Annotated in this window: 21 protein-coding genes; 11 read left to right on the top strand and 10 right to left on the bottom strand. The window is 62.8% G+C overall.

Annotated features, from left to right (window positions below):
• Window positions 1-15 precede the first annotated feature (15 nt).
• On the bottom strand, window positions 16-789 hold the full coding sequence (locus PY254_RS15860; protein WP_281013015.1) for a C40 family peptidase: 774 nt from the start codon (window positions 787-789) through the stop codon (window positions 16-18).
• Window positions 790-1,088: 299 nt separating this feature from the next.
• Window positions 1,089-1,892, bottom strand: coding sequence for an inositol monophosphatase family protein (locus PY254_RS15855; RefSeq protein ID WP_281013014.1), 804 nt, complete (start codon window positions 1,890-1,892; stop codon window positions 1,089-1,091).
• A gap of 113 nt (window positions 1,893-2,005) precedes the next feature.
• Here PY254_RS15855 and PY254_RS15850 point away from each other — a divergent pair, with 113 nt between their 5' ends.
• Window positions 2,006-2,767, top strand: coding sequence for an RNA methyltransferase (locus PY254_RS15850; protein WP_281013013.1), 762 nt, complete (start codon window positions 2,006-2,008; stop codon window positions 2,765-2,767).
• Window positions 2,768-2,832: 65 nt separating this feature from the next.
• On the opposite strand, the gene PY254_RS15845 is transcribed toward PY254_RS15850, so the two are convergent.
• The gene (locus PY254_RS15845; RefSeq protein WP_281013012.1) at window positions 2,833-4,155 is read right to left on the bottom strand and encodes a hemolysin family protein; all 1,323 of its coding nucleotides are present in this window, start codon (window positions 4,153-4,155) and stop codon (window positions 2,833-2,835) included.
• Between the two features lie 146 nt (window positions 4,156-4,301).
• Here PY254_RS15845 and PY254_RS15840 point away from each other — a divergent pair, with 146 nt between their 5' ends.
• Both PY254_RS15840 and PY254_RS15835 read left to right on the top strand, forming a co-directional pair.
• Window positions 4,302-4,931 (top strand): DUF47 domain-containing protein, encoded by a 630-nt coding sequence (locus PY254_RS15840; RefSeq protein ID WP_281013011.1) that lies wholly within the window; start codon window positions 4,302-4,304, stop codon window positions 4,929-4,931.
• A gap of 87 nt (window positions 4,932-5,018) precedes the next feature.
• Window positions 5,019-6,131, top strand: coding sequence for an inorganic phosphate transporter (locus PY254_RS15835; protein ID WP_281013010.1), 1,113 nt, complete (start codon window positions 5,019-5,021; stop codon window positions 6,129-6,131).
• A 17-nt stretch (window positions 6,132-6,148) separates the two neighbouring features.
• Here the strand turns inward: PY254_RS15835 and PY254_RS15830 are convergent, their stop codons facing one another.
• Window positions 6,149-6,553 carry a hypothetical protein gene (locus PY254_RS15830; protein ID WP_281013009.1) on the bottom strand — a complete coding sequence of 135 codons (405 nt, stop codon included), beginning with the start codon at window positions 6,551-6,553 and terminating at the stop codon, window positions 6,149-6,151.
• A gap of 68 nt (window positions 6,554-6,621) precedes the next feature.
• On the opposite strand from PY254_RS15830, the gene PY254_RS15825 reads away from it, so the two are divergent.
• The 5 genes from PY254_RS15825 to PY254_RS15805 all read left to right on the top strand — a co-directional run bounded on the left by PY254_RS15825 (window position 6,622) and on the right by PY254_RS15805 (window position 14,848).
• Window positions 6,622-6,966, top strand: coding sequence for an MGMT family protein (locus tag PY254_RS15825; protein ID WP_281013008.1), 345 nt, complete (start codon window positions 6,622-6,624; stop codon window positions 6,964-6,966).
• A gap of 152 nt (window positions 6,967-7,118) precedes the next feature.
• Window positions 7,119-8,945: a DNA helicase RecQ gene (gene recQ, locus PY254_RS15820; RefSeq protein WP_281013007.1), complete on the top strand. Its 1,827-nt coding sequence runs from the start codon at window positions 7,119-7,121 to the stop codon at window positions 8,943-8,945.
• Between the two features lie 333 nt (window positions 8,946-9,278).
• Window positions 9,279-10,703 (top strand): sugar porter family MFS transporter, encoded by a 1,425-nt coding sequence (locus PY254_RS15815; RefSeq protein ID WP_281013006.1) that lies wholly within the window; start codon window positions 9,279-9,281, stop codon window positions 10,701-10,703.
• A gap of 159 nt (window positions 10,704-10,862) precedes the next feature.
• Window positions 10,863-11,882: a LacI family DNA-binding transcriptional regulator gene (locus tag PY254_RS15810; RefSeq protein WP_281013005.1), complete on the top strand. Its 1,020-nt coding sequence runs from the start codon at window positions 10,863-10,865 to the stop codon at window positions 11,880-11,882.
• Between the two features lie 83 nt (window positions 11,883-11,965).
• On the top strand, window positions 11,966-14,848 hold the full coding sequence (locus tag PY254_RS15805; RefSeq protein WP_281013004.1) for a sensor domain-containing protein: 2,883 nt from the start codon (window positions 11,966-11,968) through the stop codon (window positions 14,846-14,848).
• 74 nt (window positions 14,849-14,922) lie between these two features.
• On the opposite strand, the gene PY254_RS15800 is transcribed toward PY254_RS15805, so the two are convergent.
• From PY254_RS15800 to PY254_RS15785, 4 genes are all read right to left on the bottom strand, one after another.
• Entirely contained in the window at window positions 14,923-15,237 is a 315-nt protein-coding gene (locus PY254_RS15800) for a hypothetical protein (protein WP_281013003.1), read from the bottom strand.
• A 30-nt stretch (window positions 15,238-15,267) separates the two neighbouring features.
• On the bottom strand, window positions 15,268-15,669 hold the full coding sequence (locus PY254_RS15795) for a hypothetical protein (RefSeq protein WP_281013002.1): 402 nt from the start codon (window positions 15,667-15,669) through the stop codon (window positions 15,268-15,270).
• 147 nt (window positions 15,670-15,816) lie between these two features.
• Window positions 15,817-16,263 carry an HIT family protein gene (locus PY254_RS15790; protein WP_281013001.1) on the bottom strand — a complete coding sequence of 149 codons (447 nt, stop codon included), beginning with the start codon at window positions 16,261-16,263 and terminating at the stop codon, window positions 15,817-15,819.
• A 365-nt stretch (window positions 16,264-16,628) separates the two neighbouring features.
• A complete protein-coding gene (locus PY254_RS15785) occupies window positions 16,629-16,922 on the bottom strand; it encodes a hypothetical protein (protein WP_281012999.1) in 294 nt (97 codons plus the stop codon).
• 149 nt (window positions 16,923-17,071) lie between these two features.
• Between PY254_RS15785 and PY254_RS15780 the strand changes: the two genes are divergently transcribed.
• Both PY254_RS15780 and PY254_RS15775 read left to right on the top strand, forming a co-directional pair.
• Window positions 17,072-17,230, top strand: coding sequence for a hypothetical protein (locus PY254_RS15780; RefSeq protein WP_281012998.1), 159 nt, complete (start codon window positions 17,072-17,074; stop codon window positions 17,228-17,230).
• 63 nt (window positions 17,231-17,293) lie between these two features.
• Entirely contained in the window at window positions 17,294-17,659 is a 366-nt protein-coding gene (locus tag PY254_RS15775; protein WP_281012997.1) for a hypothetical protein, read from the top strand.
• Window positions 17,660-17,730: 71 nt separating this feature from the next.
• Here the strand turns inward: PY254_RS15775 and PY254_RS15770 are convergent, their stop codons facing one another.
• Both PY254_RS15770 and PY254_RS15765 read right to left on the bottom strand, forming a co-directional pair.
• Window positions 17,731-18,114, bottom strand: a complete 384-nt coding sequence (locus PY254_RS15770; protein ID WP_281012996.1) for a DUF6404 family protein — start codon at window positions 18,112-18,114, stop codon at window positions 17,731-17,733.
• 63 nt (window positions 18,115-18,177) lie between these two features.
• A complete protein-coding gene (locus PY254_RS15765) occupies window positions 18,178-18,534 on the bottom strand; it encodes a PDZ domain-containing protein (protein ID WP_281012995.1) in 357 nt (118 codons plus the stop codon).
• Between the two features lie 90 nt (window positions 18,535-18,624).
• Here PY254_RS15765 and PY254_RS15760 point away from each other — a divergent pair, with 90 nt between their 5' ends.
• Entirely contained in the window at window positions 18,625-20,139 is a 1,515-nt protein-coding gene (locus PY254_RS15760) for an IS1182 family transposase (protein ID WP_281012994.1), read from the top strand.
• Window positions 20,140-20,160 lie beyond the last annotated feature (21 nt).

Genomic DNA, 20,160 nt, shown 5'->3' with positions numbered 1-20,160 from the left:
CCAGGGTTTCGTGTCTCAGTGCGGCGGTGGCGCGCCGGCTTCCCAGGTCAATTTGTGATAATCGAAATCCTTGGCCAGGGTTGGCTTGATCACCGTGAAGTAGGGCGAGACGTCGAAGTCGCGCGGGGTGTACAGGCTATGGTCGCGGATGTGGAAAATCTCGCGCACGCAGTCGTGGCATTCCGGCGTGACCGCGGACTCGGTGTGTACCACCGGCAGGATCGGAAACGGCACTGACTGGAAAGCCTCCGCCACCAGCGTGGAGCAGATGGCGCGGGTCGGATCACCGCTGCCCAGGGCCAGCATGCGGCGTCGCCACGGGCCGGGAACCGGCGGGGTCGGCAGCAGGTAGCGTGCCAGGTCGAACACATTTTTCAGGTCGTAGCGCTGGCCTAGTCGAGCCATCAGGTAATCCACCACGCGGTGGGCATCGCTGTCGCTCAGCCCCATCGGCCGACAAACGCGCAAGTGATAGCCGCCCAATTGCTGCAGGCTGAGCAGGTGCACGCCAAGCTCGGTATCGGCCTCGACCAGCAAATCGCTCTCGCCGGCGAGTGTTTGTCCGGCGTAGTCGCCCACGTAGAGGGCGACGTGTGACCAGGTGGATTGGGTCAGGTACTTGATCGCGGTGCTGATGCGTGCGCGACCTTCGACCAGCACCACATCGGCCGGGCGCAGGATGCGCCGCAAGGTCACCAGGTCGGCCGGCAAGTGCGGGTACGGTCCGCGGGCGGGATGGTTGAGGTAGCGTGCCAGCGCCCCGCCGAGTCGTTGCGCCACGCGGTTCATCGAAGGCTCCCGATGCCATGCCGCGGTAGATGCCGGTCATTGGTATATCGCGCAGAGGTGTCCCAACTGGGATGGAGCAGCTCGAAACGCACGTTGGTGGACCTGCACAGTCGGCGGCAACCGGGTTGGTCTGGTAGGGCAGCGCGGAGTCGGTTGCACAGACAGCTTCGCGTCGAGGGCTCACTCAGTAGATGGACGCCTGCGCTGATGGTTCCCATGTTCGACTTGGCGCCCTCGTCGAACAGCACAAGAAAAAGGCGCCCTGCGGCGCCTTTGTCAATTTCGATGGGACGTGGCGTTCAAACCTTCAACAACGCCGGCGTCGCCTGCTGGCCGATCGCATCAACCAGCGCCTTGGCCACGTTGAGGTTGCCGGCAACGATGTTGCCGCTTTCCGGGATGCCGTCACGGCCCGCGAAGTCGCAGTAGCGACCACCGGCTTCGTGTACCAGCAACACGCCTGCGGCCAGGTCCCACGGCTTCAGGCCGATCTCGAAATAGCCGTCGTAGCGGCCGGCGGCGACGTAGGCCAGATCCAGCGCGGCTGAGCCCGAACGGCGGATGTCTTCGGCCTGGCCGAGGATCGCGCGGGTGATGTCCATCTGCGGCACCAGGTGTTCGCGCTGGCGATACGGGAAGCCGGTGGCGATCATCGCGCCGCCCAGGTTCTCGCGCTTGCCCACGCGCATGCGGCGGTCGTTGATATAGGCGCCGTCGCCCTTGCTGGCGGTGTACAGCTCGTCGCGCAGCGGATCGAACACCACCGCGTGGATCGGCACGCCCTTTTCCAGCAGCGCGATGGACACGCTGAAGTGCGGGATGCCGCGCAAGTAATTGTGGGTGCCATCGAGCGGGTCGATCACCCAGGTCAGCGGGCCCTTGCCGGTCTGGCCGCTTTCCTCGGCGAGGATCGCGTGGTCAGGGTAGGCGCGACGCAGTTCCTTGATGATTTCCGCTTCGGCCAGCTTGTCGACTTCGGAGACGAAGTCCATCTGCTGCTTCTCGACGATGTTGAGGCCGTCGATGCGGTTCATGTAACGCAGGATGATGTTGCCTGCGGAACGGGCGGCGCGCGCCGCGATCGTGACGTGTGGTCGGGCCATGGGTTTCGACTTTGGAAGAGAGCGGGTTTGCGGTCGGCGATTCTAGCAGAGGCGGGCCTCGGACGCCCTTGTCCACTATCCTAGTAGACCCCAGCCGCCAATCCGCACCACGCATGACCGATCTTCACGACCTCGCCGCCCGCATCCGCTATGTGCTGGTACGCACCTCGCACCCGGGCAATATCGGCAGCGCCGCGCGGGCGATCCGCACCATGGGCTTCGAGCGGCTGGAGCTGGTTTCGCCGTATCGTTTCCCTGATCCGGAAGCCAATGCACTGGCTGCGGGCGCCGACGATGTGCTGGAACGCGCCGGTATTCATCGCGAACTGGTCGATGGCCTGGCCGGCAGCAGCCTGGCGTTGGGCCTGTCGGCACGTCGGCGTGGGGTCAACCTGCCGGAACTGTCACCCCGCGAAGCGGCGCAGCAGGTGCTGGCTGCCGCCATGCGCGGCGAACAGGTGGCCCTGGTGTTCGGCAACGAGCGCACCGGGCTGGAAAACGAGGAGCTGGCGCGCTGCCACGCGATGGTGCGGATTCCCAGCGTGGACGATTTCAGTTCGCTGAACCTGTCGCAGGCGGTGCAGGTGATGGCTTACGAGATGCGCCTGGCAATGCTGGGCGACGAACTGCCTGCGCCACCGCCAGAGCACGACGAGCCGCCGGCCGATGCCAGCCAGATGGAGCAGTTCTATCGCCATCTGGGGCAGACGCTGGACGACATCGAGTTCCACAAGGGGCGCGAACCCACCACGATCATGCTGCGTCTGCGCAAACTGTTCCAGCGCGCGCAACCGGACGAGCGCGAGCTGCGCGTGTTGCATGGCATTCTTGCTGACGCGCAGCGGATGGCCGGGCTGGCGAAAAAGAACCCGTAGGAGCGCACCCTGTGCGCGATGCTTTTGCGTGAGGTGAGGAAAAGCATCGCGCACAGGGCGCGCTCCTACTGCTCGTCGTCAGCCAGTTCCAGCGACGGCGCCGGGGTTACCAGCAGCTTGTCGATACGGGCGCCGTCGAGGTCGACGACTTCGAAGCGGATGCCGTGCCACGCAAACACTTCGCCGGTCTGCGGCACGTGCCCGAGGGCGGTCATCACCATCCCGGCGACGGTGCGGAAATCGTGTTCGTCCTCACCGGGCAAGGTGCTCAGCTGTAGCAGTTCGCGCAGGTCATCGGTGGGCAGGCTGCCGTCGATCAGCCAGCTGCCGTCAGCACGCTGCATGATCGGACTATCCTCATTGCCACTGCCATGGCCGATCTGGCTGGCGCCGACCACGGCGGCGAGCAGGTCGTTGACGGTGACCACGCCTTCGATGTCGCCGTATTCGTCGACCACCAGCGCCAGTGGCGTTTCCGCATCACGGAATTCCTCCAGCAAGTCCAACGCACGCGCTGCGGCCGGCACGAACAGCGGTTTGGACAAATGCTCGAACAATTCCGGCTTGCCTTCGGCGAAGCTGGACAGCAGGCGTTTGACCTCGACCACGCCGACCACGTCGCTTTCGTCGCCGCGATACACCGGGTAACGCGAATACGGCGTGGCCCGGAGTACGTCGATGTTTTCTTCGCGCGTACCGGCGATGTCCAGCCAGGCGATGCGCATGCGCGGGGTCATCACGCTGTCCACCGTGCGATCACCCAGCCGCAGCACGCGGTTGACCATGTTGTGTTCGTCGGGGTCGAGCACGCCCTGTTCGGCGCTTTCGGCCACCAGCAGACGGATCTCGTCTTCGGTAACCACGCCACTGCCAGTCTGCTTCACCCGCAGCATGCGCAGCAGCAGGTTGCTGCACACATTCAGCAACCACACGAACGGCGCGGTGATCCGCGACAGCACCAGCATCGGCAGCGCCACGAAGCCGGCAACTTTTTCTGGTGCAGAAAGCGCCAGCCTCTTGGGTACCAGTTCGCCAATCACGATCTGGATGAATGAAATCAGCACGAAGCCGAGCACGATGCCGATCATGTGCGCGTAGGGCAGCAGCCAGCCCAGGCGCTCATCCTGCAACATCGCGGCGATATGCCCGCCCAGCGCGTCCCCGGCGACCGCGCCGGTGATCAGCATGACCAGGGTGATGCCCACCTGCACGGTGGACAGGAAATGTTCCGGGGCCTCGACGTGACGGAGGGCCGCAGCCGCGCGCCGGCTGGTTCGCGCCATCTGCTTGAGACGGCTCCTGCGTGAGGCCACCAAGGCCATCTCCGATAGCGCGAAGAAGCCATTGCACAGGGCCAGAAAGAGGACGAGCGCGATTTGGGTCAGCATCGGGGTGATGATGGGGGAGGTTGCATGGACACAGTGTAAAGGCTGTTTGCTCTGTACATCACCCCGGCGTCACTCGGTCATTGATGCAGAGCAACACGGCTGTCCTGTACCATTCCGGCTATTGACTTCCCTCAGGCTCGACCAGCATGTTTTCACTGCAGACGATCTTCGGTAAAGGCGACAAGTTCTACGGCCTGCTCGAACAGAGTGCCGAGACCGCGCATGAAAGCGCCAAGGCGCTGCATGGACTGTTGACCAAGCCCGGCGCCGAGCAGGGCATGGCGGCTTTCACGGTGACCCGTGCACGGGAAAAGGAACTGGCCGCGCAGATCAGCGAAGGCCTGGTCAATACATTCGTCACCGCACTCGACCGCGAGGATATCGAGGCGTTGAACTCGGCTTTGTACAAGATCCCCAAAACGATCGAGAAATTTGCCGAGCGCTACGAGATTGTCACCGAGCGCTTGGTCGGCGTGGATTTTGCCCAGCGCGCCCAGGTGCTGGAGCAGTCCAGCGCGGTGGTGGTGCAGATGGTCCACGAGTTGCGCCGCGGCCTGCGCATCGACCCGGTGAAGAAATTGCAGGATCGCCTGCAGGCGCTGGAATCCGAGGGTGACCGCATGTTGCTGGCGCCTTATCGCACCTTGTATGTCGAGGGCGGCGACGTGATGCGCGCGATGTTGGCCAAGGACCTGTTCGAGTTGATCGAAAAGGCGATCGACAAGTGCCGAGATGTCGGCAATATCGTCTATTCGATTGTGTTGAAGAATTCCTGAGGCCACGCCCGTGACCCTGTGTACTGCACTCCACCCAACATGCGGTGTTCCCCCGGGCGGCGTCCGGTTCGTTACCGGTGAACGCGCATGACCATCGTCATTACGGTGGTGGTGATCGCGTTGATCTTCACTTATATCAACGGTTTTCACGACACCGCCAACTCGATTGCCACCGTGGTGGCAACCAAGGTGCTGACCCCGGGTCAAGCCGTGTTGATGGCCGCCGGCACCAACCTGTTCGGCGCGTTCATGGGTACCGCCGTGGCCGCCACGATCGCGTCCGGCCTGATCAATGCCGGTGTGCTCGAAATGAGCTCGCAACTGCTGATCTGCGCCTTGCTGGCGGCGATTGTGTGGAACCTGATCACCTGGTGGCTCGGTTTGCCGTCCAGTTCCAGCCATGCCTTGGTCGGCTCGCTGGTGGGCGCAGCCATCGCCGCTTCCGGCAACAATTTCGATTCGGTGATCTGGGTAGAAGGTAGCTGGCTGAAAGGGCACGGCGTGATTCCCAAGGTGATCGTCCCGATGGTGCTGTCACCCGCCGCGGGCTTCATCATCAGCTTCCTGTTGATGGGCGCGCTGTATGCGCTGCTGGCGTGGTTCGCCAATCGCCAGGGCTGGTCACGACGGTTCGGGCGCACGCCGTTCGTCAACTCGTTCTTCGGCAAGGCACAAATTGTTTCGGCAGCCACGATGGGTGTGGCGCACGGCATGAATGACGCGCAAAAGAGCATGGGCATCATCGCGCTGGCGCTGGCTGGCGGTACCGCCACGCACCAGTTTGACCAACTGCCGCAATGGCTCGATTTCCTGCGTATCGCCGGCGATCCTGCGGGCGGCTTCGAGATTCCGGTGTGGGTGAAGGTGGTTTCAGCACTGACCATGGCCGCCGGTACGGCCGGCGGTGGCTGGCGCATCATCAAGACGCTGGGCCACAAAATGGTCAAGCTGCACCCCATCAACGGTTTTGCCGCCGAGACCAGTTCGGCAGTGGTGATCCTGGTCGCTTCCGTGTTCGGTATCCCGGTGTCGACCACACATAACGTGTCCGCATCGATCATGGGTGTGGGCGCGGCCAAGCGCTTCAACTCGATCCGCTGGTCGGTGGTCGAACGCATGGTGTGGGCGTGGATACTTACCCTGCCGATCACCGCACTGCTGGCCTATGGCCTGGTGCTGTTGTTCAAGCTGGCGTTCTGACGCGCAAGCGCTGGTTTCTACAGCGCGTCGACACCCTCGGCGATGAGTTGCTCCAGCGCATCGCCGAGCACGCCCAATTCACTGACCAGCCGCTCCAGTTCGGCGGCGTCGAGGAACTCGTAGGGACGGTTTTCGCACAGGTGCAGATACGGCGAACCGTCCAGATCCGCGACCGCAAGAAAGCCGGTGCGCTGTTGCCAGTTGAAGCGCAGACAGCGGTTCGGGTCGGTGCCGGCGAGCGGGCCGACCGGCGTGGAAATGCGCAAATAGCGCCGGCCCGTCTCGTCCTCCAGTTCGGCCAGATAAATGCCCTGCCAGCGCTCCTGCTCCAGTGGCAGGTCGAAACTGATCAGGTACGGATCGTTGCTGTGCAGCTCGTGCAGGCTGCCGATGTGGGAACGCACGGCTTCGAAGTGGCGCATGGGGCGGCTTCCGCTGGCGAAGGTCGAAAGCTACTCTGACACGGTTTCCCCCTTGCGTCGCGCCAACCATGAATGATGCCGCTGCCCGCATCTACGCCGCCATTGCCGCCATTCCGTCCGGGCGGGTTGCCAGTTATGGCGCCATCGCCGCACGCGCGGGATTGCCGGGTCGTGCACGCATGGTCGGTCGGCTGCTGGGCGAAGTGCCCGCAGGCATGGAGTTGCCGTGGTTCCGGGTTTTGCGCTCCAGCGGGCATATCGCGATGCCGCCGGGCAGCCGCGGATTCCGTGAACAGTCGCGGCGGCTGCGCGCCGAAGGGATCGAAGTGAAGAATGGCCGGGTGCCGTTGTCGCGCTTCGGGCTCGATGGTGACCTCGATCACGCGCTGTGGGGCATGCCGCCGCATCAATAAAGCAACCTGCTTTTCGCGTTCGCCTGCTCGTCCGCTTGCGCGAGAGGACTGAGGAGAGGGATGCACTGTCGCCGTCAGCCGACATGCGCCCGGGCATCCGGCGCACACGCATTTTCGCGAAGCTGCCCGCTCCATTTGCTAGCATTCCCCGAATGCCCACCCCACTCGACATTCTTCAAAGTGTTTTCGGTTATCCCAGTTTCCGCGGCCAGCAGCAGGCCGTGGTGGAACATCTCAGCGAGGGCGGCGACGCGCTGGTGCTGATGCCTACCGGCGGCGGCAAGTCGCTGTGTTTCCAGATTCCCGCGCTGCTGCGTCAGGGCACCGGCATCGTGGTGTCGCCGCTGATCGCGTTGATGCAGGACCAGGTCGACTCACTGCGCGAGGCCGGCGTGGCCGCCGCGTTTCTCAACTCCAGTCTTGCGGCCAACGAGCAGCGCGAAGTCGAGCGGCAACTGTTGGCCGGCGAGTTGAACCTGCTTTATGTGGCGCCGGAGCGTTTGCTGACTTCGCGCTTTCTCGATCAGCTCGAACGCACCGAAGTGGCGCTGTTCGCGATCGACGAGGCACATTGCGTATCGCAATGGGGGCACGATTTTCGGCCGGAATATCGCGAGCTGGCGATCCTGCATCAGCGCTTTCCGCAGGTGCCGCGCATTGCGCTTACCGCCACCGCCGACCAGCGCACTCGCGAGGAGATCGTCGAGCGACTGGCACTGCAAAGTGCCCGGCAATTCGTCTCGAGTTTTGATCGTCCGAACATCGGCTATCGGGTCGGCTTGCGCCATAACGCGAAGCGTCAGCTGGGGGAATTCCTGCTTGGTCACGAAGGCGAATCCGGCATCGTGTATTGCCTCAGTCGGCGCAAGGTCGACGACACCGCCGAGTGGTTGGCCGAGGCGGGTATCGAGGCGCTGCCGTATCACGCTGGGCTGGATTCGGCGACGCGTGCGAAAAACCAGCAACGCTTCCTGCGCGAAGACGGCGTGGTGATGGTGGCCACGGTCGCCTTCGGCATGGGCATCGACAAGCCTGACGTGCGCTTCGTGGCACATCTTGATCTACCGCGCAGCATCGAGGGCTACTACCAGGAAACCGGTCGCGCCGGTCGTGACGGTCTGCCGGCGGAAGCGTGGATGATCTACGGCTTGTCCGACGTAGTCACCATGAGCCAGATGATTGCGCAATCCGAATCGGCCGACGAGCGCAAGCGGGTCGAGCGGCAGAAGCTGGAGTCGCTGCTGGCCTATGCCGAGGCGATCGACTGTCGTCGGCAGATGCTGCTTGGTGCGTTCGGCGAAAGCTATCCCGGGCCTTGCGGTCATTGCGACAACTGCATTGCGCCGCCGAAGACCTGGGATGCCACCGTGCCCGCGCAGAAGGCGTTGTCGGCGGTATATCGCACCGGTCAGCGCTTCGGTTCCGGTCATGTGATTGCGGTGCTGCGCGGGGAAGAAACCGAGCGTGTGCTGAGTCTCGATCATCATCGACTGACCACCTTCGGCATCGGTGCCGACATGGACGACAAGCAGTGGCGCTCGGTATTCCGGCAGCTGCTTGCGGCCGGCCTGCTGGAAGCAGATGCCGAAGGCTATGGCACGCTGCGCCTCACCGCCGCCAGCCGGGCCGTGCTCAGTGGCGGCCAGCGGGTGAAGCTGCGCGAGGATGCGCGGCCCGAGCGCGCTACCCGGCGTCGGCGTGACAGCAAGTTGATCACCGGCGATCCACGCAGCGGCGGCAGCCTCGGCATCGAGGCTTACGAGCAGCCGATGTGGGATGAATTGCGCGCGCTGCGGACCCAGCTGGCCAGGCAGCAGGGCGTGCCGCCGTATGTGGTGTTCCACGACGCGACCTTGCTGGCCATGCTGCGCGCACTGCCAGCCAACGAGGATGAACTGGCCAGCGTCAGCGGTGTGGGCGAAGCCAAGCTCAAACGCTACGGTCGCGATTTCCTCGCGGTGATCAACGCAGCGCAATAGCGCCGAGTACGTTGGTCCAACGGAGTCGCGTAGGGCGGGCAAAGCCCGCCGCTTTGTGAAGGGCTTGGCGTGCACTGCCCGCTGCTTTGTGGAAAACGACCGGCGGGCGTTGCCCGCCCTACCGGAGGAACACCGCTTTCTCCACTTTGAAAGGCCATGCTTGGCGAATGCTGACAGCGCTGTCATAGTTGTCGCGCAAACAAGCCATCCGGCGCAACGGGGCGGCGTACGGCTGCGCGGTCAGCGGCCGCTGCATACGTATTCAGCCGGACAGCGCTGCACACACGCCGCAGAATCGACTGCGATGACACGCCATGACGTTGGGGAGACGCGATGAGCACGATGCAAGCAACAGGTGATGGGCTGGGCCAGCACGCCACGGCACGCGTGGTGCTGATTTCCGCCGCGGCGGCACTGGGGGGATTCCTGTTCGGTTTTGACACGGCGGTGATCAACGGCGCCGTGGATGCGATTCGCGGCAGCTTCGCGCTGGACGCGGCACAAATCGGCTTTGCGGTGTCTTGTGCGCTGCTGGGTTCGGCGTTGGGTGCCTGGTACGCCGGCATGCTGGCCAACCGTTTCGGCCGCGTGCGCACCATGCAGGTGGCTGCAGTGCTGCTGGTCGCCAGCGCCATCGGTTCAGGCATGGCAACCGCCGTTTGGGATCTGATTCTGTGGCGACTGGTTGGCGGTATCGGTGTCGGCGTGGCCTCGGTGATCGCGCCGACCTACATCGCCGAAGTATCGCCGGCGCATATTCGTGGCCGGCTGGGCTCGATGCAGCAACTGGCGATCGTGCTGGGCATCTTCGCCGCCCTGCTCAGCGACGCGTGGTTGAGTGGCGCTGCCGGCGGTTCCAGCCAGCCGCTGTGGTTGGGCCTGGCTGCGTGGCGCTGGATGTTCCTGGTGGCCACCGTGCCGGCGCTGATTTACGGCGTGCTGGTGCTGGGCGTTCCCGAATCGCCACGCCATCTGGTGGCCACGGGCCGCATCGACGAAGCCCGCGTGGTGCTGCGCAAGGTGCTGAACATGCACAGCGACGCCGCCCTCGAAAGCAAGCTGAGTGACATCGCGGGCAGCTTGCAGTCGGAACACAAGCCGCGCTTGAGCGACCTGCGTGGCAAGGCCGCCGGGCTGCTGCCGGTGGTCTGGGTCGGCATTCTGTTGTCGGTGTTCCAGCAGTTCGTGGGCATCAACGTGATTTTCTACTATTCGTCCACGCTGTGGCATTCGGTGGGCTTCAGTGAGGCAGACTCGTTCACCATCACGGTGGTCACCTCGATCGTCAACGTGCTGGTGACCCTGGTGGCGATTGCACTGGTCGACAAAATCGGCCGCAAGCCGCTGCTGGTGGTGGGTTCGGCGGGCATGGCGATAACCCTCGGTGCGATGGCGTGGTGCTTCTCGCAGGCGACCGGAAGCGGCGCGGAACTGAGTCTGCCCGGTTCGGTCGGCATGGTGGCGCTGGTGGCGGCGAATGCCTACGTGGTGTTCTTCGGTGTCAGTTGGGGCCCGGTGGTGTGGGTGCTGCTGGGTGAGATGTTCCCCAACCATATTCGCGCTACCGCGCTGGCGGTGGCGGCTGCCGCGCAATGGCTGGCCAACTTCGCGATCACCAGCAGCTTCCCCGCGCTGGCCGAGAGGGGGCTCACCTTCGCCTATGGCCTGTACGCGGGCTTCGCCGTGCTGTCGTTGCTGTTCGTCTTGTCAGGCGTGCGCGAGACCAAGGGCGTCGAGCTTGAGGACATGCGGGCGTGAACATGGAACATCGTATCGCGCCCATCGCCAGGCCCGCTGCCTGTGCGGCGTGGGAGCAGCGACGTGCGCGATACGACACGCGGCGCGCAAACCGGCTAGGATTCGGAGGTGACGGCACGGTGCCGTCGCGCGACTTGCTGGCGGATGGTGCTGCGACAGATGGCAAAGGCGACCTCCATCGATATTGCCCACCTGACCGGGGTATCCCAGGCCACGGTGTCACGTGCGCTGCGCGGCAGCCCCCTGGTCAATGAGGAAACCCGGCGGCGCATTCAGGCTGCCGCCGACCAGCTCAACTACAAGGTCGACAAGAACGCGTCGAACCTGCGCAAGATGCATACCGGCACGTTGGCGCTGTTGTTCTTCGAAGACCCCACCGCCGACGAGTCACACATCAATCCGTTCTTCCTGTCGATGCTTGGCTCGATCACCCGCGCCTGCGCGCTGCAGGGCTACGACCTGCTGATTTCCTTCCAGCAGTTCTCGCATGACTGGCATGCCGATTTCGCCGACAGCAAAAAAGCCGATGGGTTGATCCTGCTGGGTTACGGCGACTACCTGGCCTATACCGACAAGCTGGAAAAGTTGGTCGCCCAGGGCACCCGTTTCGTACGCTGGGGCGCGGTGCTGCCGGATCAACCCGGCGTGTCGATCGGTTGCGACAATTTCGCCGGTGGTCTGGCGGTTGCCGAGCATCTGCTCGAACGCGGCTGTCGCCGGATTGCCTTCCTTGGTGACGCCTCCAGTCATTACCCGGAATTCTTCGGTCGCTATCGCGGTTATGTGCAGGCACTGGAAGCGGCCGGTGTCGAGGTCGACCCCGCCCTGCAGCAGAACGCGGAAAGCACCGAACACTCCGGCTACGAGGCCATGCGTGGCCTGATTCTCAACGAAACCGGTTTCGATGCGGTGTTCGCCGCCAGCGACCTGATCGCGATTGGCGCCATGCGCGCGCTCAGTGATCACGGCCTGCGCGTGCCGCAAGACGTGGCGCTGGTCGGCTTCGACGATATTGCCACTGCCAGCTTCGTCAATCCGCCGCTGACCACCGTGCTGCAGGACACCCGCCAGGCCGGCGAAGTGCTGGTCGATAGCCTGCTCGGACTGATTCGCGGCGAGCCGGTGGATAGCGAAGTGCTGCCGGTAAAGCTGATGGTGCGCCGCTCCAGCCTGCGCTGAGGCCGTCATTGCGGTCGACGCCGTTGATCCCGTAGTCTGCAGGGGCTGTCCAGGTTTCTCCGCATGACGGGGTCGAGATCGCTGTGCAACGGACCATCTCCGAATTGGAGTTTCACCAGGTGTTCGAACGCATCGCCGATGCGTACGTGGCGCTGGATCGTGACTGGCGCTGCACCTACGTCAACGCGAAGGCGTGCGAGCAGCTGGGTCGTCGTGCCGACGAGCTGCTTGGCCGCCAGGTGATGGAAGTATTTCCGGATACCCATGGGCTTCCGTTCCAGCTGGCCTGCGAACGGGCGATGACCGAGCAGCAGCCAGTGCACATGGAGGTCCGGTACCCGCCGCAAGATCGCTGGTTCGAGAATCGGATCTATCCGTCGGCGGATGGGCTGACCATTTACTTCCTCGACATCACCGAGCGCAAGCGCACCGAACAGGAGTTGCAGGAACAGCAGCACATGCTGTCGTATGCGCAGCGGGAGGCACACCTCGGTAGCTGGGACTGGGACATTGCCGGCAACCGGGTGACCTGGTCGGATGAGTTGTACCGCATCTATGGTGTGTCACCGAAGCAGCACGGGGCGACGTTCGAGGCCTACCTCGCCCTGGTGCATCAGGACGATCGTGAACGGGTGCAACAGACGATCGGGCAGGCATTGAACAGTCGCCAGCCGTTCGAGTTCGAGGAACGCATCCAGCGTGCCGACGGCGTGGTGCGTACCCTGCTCAGCCGCGGCAGCGTTGATTTTGATGAGGCTGGTCAGCCGCTCCGCATGATGGGTGCCTGCCAGGACATTACCGAGCGCAAGCGCGCCCAACAGCTGGACGCCGGCCAGCATGAAATCCTTGCCGGCATTGCCGCGCGGCATTCGCTGGCACAAAGTCTGGATCAGATTGCGCGCCTGCACGAGACGATGAATCCCGGTGCGCTGTGCTCGCTGTTGCTGCTGGATGAGAGCGGTCGCCACGTGTTGCACGGCGCCGCACCCTGTTTGCCCGAGACCTTCAACCGAGCCCTGCACGGACTTGAAATCGGCGAAGCGCGGGGCTCCTGCGGCACCGCCGCCTGGCGTCGCGAGCGCGTCGTGGTGGCCGACATCGCCACGCATCCGTATTGGGAGAATTACCGGTCACTGGCCTTGGTGCATGGCTTGAAAGCCTGCTGGTCGACCCCGGTTCTCGGCCGTGACGGCAAGGTGCTGGGTACGTTCGCCGTGTACTTTCGCGAAGCGCGCGAGCCGCGTCCGGAGGAGCTGCAAAGCATTGACCGCATGCTTCCGCTCACCGCCGTGGCAATCGAAAGCGAGCAGCTCACGCACCGTCTTCGCGAGCGCACCCGCTTCTTTGAAATGTCGCTGGAAATCTTCTGCATCATCGATCTGGCGGCTGGCCGGCTGGTACAGTTCAATCCGTCGCTGTCGCGCGTTACCGGCTATTCCGTCGATGAGTTGACCTCGCGCGGCTACCGCGAATTTCTTCGTGCGGAGGACGCGATGTCCGACGCCGATCCCATGTTGCAGCTCAATGCTGCCGGGCAGCAGGTTCAAACCTTTACCTGCCGCTGCCTGTGTCGGGATGGCAGTCAAAAGTATCTGGAGTGGGCGTCGTTCGTGGCGCCCGATGGACTGGTCTACGCCGTCGCCCGCGACATCACCGAGCGACGCCGGATAGAAGCGGAGCTGGCTTACGCCTCCAGTCACGATGCAGTTACCGGCCTGCCGCACCATTTGCTGCTGGAGCAGGCGCTGGCAGACATGCTGCGCGATCCATCGGTCCCCGCATGGGTCATGGTGGTGGGGCTGGATCGATTCCAGTTGGTCAATGCCTCGGTTGGTCATCCGGCCGGCGACGATGTCTTGCAGCGGCTTGCGTGGAAGCTTCAGCTTGCCCTCGAGGGCAACGGCCGGATTGCCCGCTTCGCCGGTGATGAATTTCTCGTCACAGCGGCGGGGCTTTCGTCGTCGGCCGCATTGAAGCTTGCCGAGTGCCTGCGTGCGGCGGTAGCCGAGCCCATCGAAGGTGATGACTATCGATTGTTGCTCACGGCCAGCGTCGGCATCAGCCATTCGCCCGAACACGGCACCAACGCGAAGACCCTTTTGCAACGGGCCGAAGCAGCGATGAATCAGGCCAAGCAGGACGGCCGTGATCGCGTCTGCGAATTTTCCGAAGCACAGATGCACGAACTCGAGGATCGTTTACTGCTCGGCAATCACCTGCGTGATGCGATCCGCCTGGGTGAGTTCGAACTGCACTACCAGCCGCAACATGACGTGGCCGAGCACCGGTTGACCGGCTTCGAAGCACTGCTGCGCTGGAACAGTCAGCAGTTGGGCAGGGTGTCGCCGGGCCGTTTCATTCCGATTGCCGAAGCACTCGGCCTGATGCCCGAGATCGGTGAATGGGTCATCGATGTTGCCTGCGGGCAGATACGCCAGTGGCTGGATCGTGGCTATCGCGACTTCACGGTGGCAGTGAATGTTTCGGCGCAGCAATTGCAGCGCCCCGGCCTGGTTGCGCAGGTAGCCGAAGCCCTGCAGCGTCACGCCGTTCCATCCAGCATGCTGGACATCGAGATCACCGAAAGCGCGTTGATGGAAAACGTGGCGCGGGTACAGAACGCACTGACTGAATTGAAATCATTGGGTGTGCGGGTATCGCTGGACGACTTCGGCACCGGCTATTCGTCACTGGCCTATCTCAAGCAATTCCCGATCGACAAGTTGAAGATCGATCAGAGCTTTGTGCGCGGTCTGCCCGAGGATTCCGCCGACACGGCGATCGTGCGAGCCGTGATCACCGTTGCCCATGAGTTGCGCATGAGCATTGCCGCAGAAGGCGTGGAGACCGCGGCGCAGGCCGACTTCCTGCTCGCCGCGGGTTGCGATGAATTGCAGGGCTTTCTGCTCGACCCGGGGTTATGCGTGGCAGAAGCTGAGGCGCGCCTGCGTTCCGCACGCGCCTGACCGTTCAAGCAGCCGTTGCCAGTCGCCAGCCAGGCGCCTCGCGCCAAGTTGCGTCTGCCATCACGTACTCGCATTCAGTGACGGCGTGTTGCCAATCGCCGGCGAATCACCTGCAGCAACGCCAACAAGAGCCAAAGCAAGGCCAGCCACAGTGCCGCGTTTACCGCCGACGCAAAGGCTATGCCTGCTGGTGATGAGGGGGCGCTGCGAAACGGTCCACCCAGCAAAAACCACCAGACGGTCACGCCGGGCTGCACGAAATCATGGAGAGGATCGCGAACCACTGAAGGGATCAAGTTGTTCGAGGCGAGCGTTGCCAGCGCGAAGGCGCTGGCAAGAGCCAGTGCAACTGCCACTGCCAGTACTGCGACAAGGCGACCCACTTTCATTGCAGTCACCTCGTTGTTCTTCAGTCTGCGCTACAGATAGAACTTGATGATCGCCAGGGAAAACAGCGCTGCCTGCAGACCTGCGAGAACCAGGGCAATGAACACGGCGCCGACGCCATGTAGCCCGAACGATACATTCCGATGGTCAGTGCGCCAGTCCTTCGGGGGATCGAGATCCTCGTTGGCGAGATAGGCGTTGAGTTTGTCGATCCTCGCGCCGTAGACATTCATGTAATAAAAGAAGACCAAGCCGATGAACACCGCGGAGACGAGAATCGGCACGATCCAGAGCCTTGCGCCAGGCAGCCCCGCCGGTGACGAGATCACTCCGGCAATGAACAAACCCAGCACGAGGATGTACCAGGTCATGCAGCGATGGTGGAACTCCTGGTAATACTTCGCGAGGTCTTCGATCTGCTTGCGTGCGTGCATCAATAATTTCCCAGAATGCGGTGAATGGCGCGGAGGGGCCTTGTGCCGCCCGACGCGGGAACTGAGCGGTGACGTGGCCGTACGCGTGGACTGCGGACCAAGCTTGCATGGTGCATCCGGGTAACTCGACTCGCACGCAACGTACACCTACCGCAAAGCGGCCCGCAGGCTTGCTGCCACCGCAATGCGTTCCTCGGTCGTGTACGGCACTTTCCGCCCCGCATGCAGCCCGTCATTTGGCTGGCGGGGAAATACATGCAGATGGTAGTGCCACACGTCTTGATCGCCGGCCGGACCGTTGTGCTGGCGGGTAGATATTCCTTCACACCCAAAAGCCTCCCGCATCGCACCCGCGAGACGACGCGTGGCACGAAAGAAGTCGCTACCGAGGTTGTCCGGGATGTCCAGCACGTTCTCATAGTGGCTCCGAGGTACCACCAGGCAGTTGCCTCGTATGCCAGCGTAGTGGTGAGTCGGGACCAGGGCGAACAGGTTCGCATCCACCAACACAACGGCGGATTCCGGGGCGGACGAGGGCAGCGTCTCCGCAATGCCGCAGAACGGACACTCGTATCCGGGCGGCGCATTCTTCATAAGGCGTGGCGCTGGAGTTGAACGGCGGCGTGGCGTCCGCCTCGAATGCGGTTAGACATCCCCGCGAGAGTCTTGCTGCATCTCCGGCGTGTCCCTGCACATCGCGCAATGCTGACCACGTCTTGCTCGAAAGAACCGGGTGACGCCGAAGATAAGCGTAGCCAGAGTGCCCCAAATGGCCCCCTGCGCCGCGGCATAACCGAAGCTATGGCCCTTGAGCAGCTGCACGGCGAAGATGATCGCGAACGCGCCCACAAGAACGGTAAGAAGACGCTTGACCCAAAATCCAGTACCCAAGAAATTCTCCCAGTGAGGTGCAACGTTGGAATGGAGCGGCGGCACAGCCGTCCGCCTCGGACCAGTGGTTAGGCAATGTCTTGCCGAAAGCCGCGTCTAATCCAGCGAACGACGCCGGCAAAAGCCCACAACAGAAGAATAGGGATGACGATGTAACTTGCCATGGCCAAAGGATGCGCGCTGATCTGAAACGGACTGGCGCTATTTCCCGTAGAAACTACGCTAAAAAATGGATCGTTCACCGGTGAAGCGGCCAAATCTGGCGTTACATTCGGATAGTTTGCGAAAATCCACAGGCCTGCGAGCAAGAGCCAAGCTGCCGATAGAACAAGCAACAAGCGGTTCCATCCATTGGTGACCATATACCTCTCCTAATTGCCTAACGCCGAAATTAAGTGGCCGCTGGAACGCAGCGGTTCGCTTGAACGAGTAAAAAGAGACTTCCTCCCCCTAAGACCTCGAGGGCCATGATGGTGTTGCGAAACAACCATCAACAGAAGAGGACGTCTCCATGAGCACTATAACCATCGGCGTGGATTTGGCGAAGAGCGTGTTTTCGGTTTGCGAGGTAGATGCCTCGAGCAGCGGGTTGCGGCGGCAGGATCTGCGCCGTGACGTGTTTGGCCAGTGGCTGGCACAGGTGCCGACGGGTGCGATGGTGGCGATGTAAGCATGCAGCGGGGCGCATCACTGGGCGCGACGGTGTCTGGAATACGGCTTACAGCCACGGTGGATGGCCGCGCAACTGGTCAAACCGTATCGCAAAAGCCAGCACAGCAAGAACCATCGCAACGACGCCGAGGCGATTACCGCGGTCGCTCGTCAGGGCAATATGCACTTCGTGCCGATCAACACCATCGACCAGCAGGCACGGCTGGCCTGGCGCCGGGTGCGCGAAGGCTACAAGGCCGAGGCGCTGCGCCGGGTGCTGGCCGAGCTGCACGAACAGGCCGCGCTGCCCATCGAGTTCACGGTGTTGGTTCACGACCTGGCGAACAAACATGCACGCCAACTGTGGGTGACGCTGGCGCAGGATGTGCACTACGACCCCTGTGCCAGCCTGCGTCATCCAATGCGTCGCTCAGTTCAAGCCGCCTGAAGTACCGAGTTCGTTTCATCGCCAGCGCGAAGTGATAGGCAACGCGTCAGACCCACCCGGAGAGAACCTGACTAAAGGAACTCTTGGGTATGCAGCCGGGCTGCGCCCAGTGCAGACCAAGTACCTAACCCGAGTTTGCGAGCCTGACGACGGGTGAGCCACGCGACACTAATACCGAAAGCCGCGCCGGTGATCAGGGCGACATCACACGCCTCTTTGAACGACATGGTGCGAATGCCCCTATTACCCATGTACCAAGCAAAAGCACCAAACATGAGTCCAAAGAATGCGCCGCCAAGAAGGGCAAGCGGCAGAAAACGCATGTACAGCGGTGGCGGAAGCGGAATGCCCATTGACCAGAGCAGCTTCCAAAGAGGCGGACACGCAGTCGCTGCCCCAATTCCCTTTTCCGCCATCAGGCGCTTGTACTCTTCCATTTTGCGATCGTGTGTCATGGGGACCTAACGATGGAGTTGAGCGGCGGCGTAGCCGTCCGCCTGGAACGAGATGCAAGACCTTTACGCGCCGGCCACGATATCTGCGTTTACGAATTTATTGCCACGCTTAAGTTTAAGTAGCAGATGCTGACCCGGCTGCAAGCTTTTAAATTGACTTGCCATTGCGCGAGCCGGTGCGCCACTGACCGGCTTGCCATTAACCTCGACGATATAATCGCCTGGCTTTAGGCCCGCAGTCGCCGCAGGCGAACCAGCAGTCACGGTTGATACTTTGACCTGCTCGAGCGTCGGGCTGAAGAAGCCGGAGACGCTGACTTGGCTGCCAAACCCTAACTTGCCCCCTGCAGCCATAGCACCGGATGCTACGACCAGTAACGCGACCGCGACCAAAACCTTCGCTTTAATGCTCCAAGCCACTGTGATCTCTCCCTTAAAGGTCTAACGAGGTTGTAGAAAAACCTCCGGCGATCTTGCTTCAATAGCCTCAGGCGAACAAGAGGCACGAGCATGGCGCGTTACCGACACATCGACATGAGTCCACGGCTGTTGCCGGTGGATCTGCAGGCGCAGCTGGTGCCGGGGTCGTTCGCGCACGCGCTGCATCACCTGGTGGATCAACTGGACCTGTCGGCGTTCGATGCGCACTACCGCAACGACCAGAACGGCGCGCCAGCGCACGCACCGACGATGTTGCTCAAGGCGGTGTTGCTGGCGTATTCGCAGGGCATGGTGAGCTCGCGGTCGATCGAGCGCGCTTGCCGCGACAACGTGCTGTTCATCGCGTTGACCGGCGACGCCAAGCCGCACTTCACCACGATTGCCGACTTTGTCAGCCGCTCGCGCGACGCCATCGCGTCGGTGTTTTCCCAGGTGCTCACGCTACTCGATGGCGAGGGGCTGATCGGCCGGGAGATGTTTGCCATTGATGGCGTAAAGCTGCCATCCAACGCATCCAAACACCGCTCCGGCACGCGTGCCGAGTTCCTCGCGCAGGCGCAGAAGATGGAGCGCGCCGCAGCGACGATGCTGGAGCGCCATCAGGCCAACGATGCCGGCACGGCCGAAGATGTGCTGGACGCCAAGGCGGCTGCTCGCATCGACCGCCTCACCAGCGACGCGATCAAGATCCGCCAGTGGTTGGCCGAGCACCCCGACGATCGACCCGGTTCGCGCGGCAAGATTCGCAAGTCCAACCGCACAGACAACGAGTCGGCGAAGCTGGCCACCGACAAGGGCGTGATCCAGGGTTACTGTGCCGTGGCCGTGGTCGATGACAAGCATCAAGTCATCGTCGAGGCCTCGGCTCACGGCACCGGCGCCGAGCAAGAGCTGCTGTTGCCCGTGCTTGACGCATGCGCTGCCCAGCGCACAGCCACCACCTTGATCACTGCCGATGCCGGCTATCACTCCGAAGCCAACCTCGCCGGATTGGCTGAAAGGCAGATCAATGCCTTGATCGCCGACAACGCCATGCGTCGACGCGATGAACGATTCGTCGAGCAGGACAAGCACCTGGCCAAGCCCGATCCGCTGCACGACAAGTCACGCAAGAAGGCCAAGTCACGGCTGTTCGGCAGCGCCGATTTCATCATCGCGCCGGACCAGTCCCATGCCGTTTGCCCAGCCGGAAAGCACCTGTATCGCAACGGCAAGGACTGCACCATCGGCGGCTACGCCGCGATCAAATTCCGTGCATCGGAAGCCGCCTGCAAGGATTGCCCGCTGCGTCCTAAGTGCTTGCGCAAGCCGCAAACCACGCGGTCACGACAGGTCGCCGTGCTCACGCGCAAAGTCGAGCCCACCCACAGCCAGCGCATGCGCGAGCGCATCGACAGCGAGCGCGGACGTGAGCAGTATGGCCGACGCTTCGCGATCGTCGAGCCGGTGTTCGGCAACGTGCGCGCGAACAAGCGGCTCGACCGTTTCACGCTGCGCAGCCAACCCAAAGTGGACGGGCAATGGAAGTTGTTCGCCCTGGTCCACAACATCGAGAAGTGGGCGAACTACCGCAAGGTGGCGTGACCGGGCAGAAGGCGCGCGTTG

It is taken from the genome of Rhodanobacter sp. AS-Z3 (assembly GCF_029224025.1).
GTDB lineage: Bacteria > Pseudomonadota > Gammaproteobacteria > Xanthomonadales > Rhodanobacteraceae > Rhodanobacter.
The sequence above is the reverse complement of the archived record's forward strand: the minus strand, read 5'-3'. Positions and strand labels throughout refer to the sequence as shown.

Coding starts and splice junctions, on each gene's coding strand:
- PY254_RS15860 (WP_281013015.1), bottom strand. CDS start 789: ATGAACCGCGTGGCGCAACGACTCGGCGGGGCGCTGGCACGCTACCTC.
- PY254_RS15855 (WP_281013014.1), bottom strand. CDS start 1,892: ATGGCCCGACCACACGTCACGATCGCGGCGCGCGCCGCCCGTTCCGCA.
- PY254_RS15850 (WP_281013013.1), top strand. CDS start 2,006: ATGACCGATCTTCACGACCTCGCCGCCCGCATCCGCTATGTGCTGGTA.
- PY254_RS15845 (WP_281013012.1), bottom strand. CDS start 4,155: ATGCTGACCCAAATCGCGCTCGTCCTCTTTCTGGCCCTGTGCAATGGC.
- PY254_RS15840 (WP_281013011.1), top strand. CDS start 4,302: ATGTTTTCACTGCAGACGATCTTCGGTAAAGGCGACAAGTTCTACGGC.
- PY254_RS15835 (WP_281013010.1), top strand. CDS start 5,019: ATGACCATCGTCATTACGGTGGTGGTGATCGCGTTGATCTTCACTTAT.
- PY254_RS15830 (WP_281013009.1), bottom strand. CDS start 6,553: ATGCGCCACTTCGAAGCCGTGCGTTCCCACATCGGCAGCCTGCACGAG.
- PY254_RS15825 (WP_281013008.1), top strand. CDS start 6,622: ATGAATGATGCCGCTGCCCGCATCTACGCCGCCATTGCCGCCATTCCG.
- recQ (WP_281013007.1), top strand. CDS start 7,119: ATGCCCACCCCACTCGACATTCTTCAAAGTGTTTTCGGTTATCCCAGT.
- PY254_RS15815 (WP_281013006.1), top strand. CDS start 9,279: ATGAGCACGATGCAAGCAACAGGTGATGGGCTGGGCCAGCACGCCACG.
- PY254_RS15810 (WP_281013005.1), top strand. CDS start 10,863: ATGGCAAAGGCGACCTCCATCGATATTGCCCACCTGACCGGGGTATCC.
- PY254_RS15800 (WP_281013003.1), bottom strand. CDS start 15,237: ATGAAAGTGGGTCGCCTTGTCGCAGTACTGGCAGTGGCAGTTGCACTG.
- PY254_RS15795 (WP_281013002.1), bottom strand. CDS start 15,669: ATGCACGCACGCAAGCAGATCGAAGACCTCGCGAAGTATTACCAGGAG.
- PY254_RS15790 (WP_281013001.1), bottom strand. CDS start 16,263: ATGAAGAATGCGCCGCCCGGATACGAGTGTCCGTTCTGCGGCATTGCG.
- PY254_RS15785 (WP_281012999.1), bottom strand. CDS start 16,922: ATGGTCACCAATGGATGGAACCGCTTGTTGCTTGTTCTATCGGCAGCT.
- PY254_RS15780 (WP_281012998.1), top strand. CDS start 17,072: ATGAGCACTATAACCATCGGCGTGGATTTGGCGAAGAGCGTGTTTTCG.
- PY254_RS15775 (WP_281012997.1), top strand. CDS start 17,294: ATGGCCGCGCAACTGGTCAAACCGTATCGCAAAAGCCAGCACAGCAAG.
- PY254_RS15770 (WP_281012996.1), bottom strand. CDS start 18,114: ATGACACACGATCGCAAAATGGAAGAGTACAAGCGCCTGATGGCGGAA.
- PY254_RS15760 (WP_281012994.1), top strand. CDS start 18,625: ATGGCGCGTTACCGACACATCGACATGAGTCCACGGCTGTTGCCGGTG.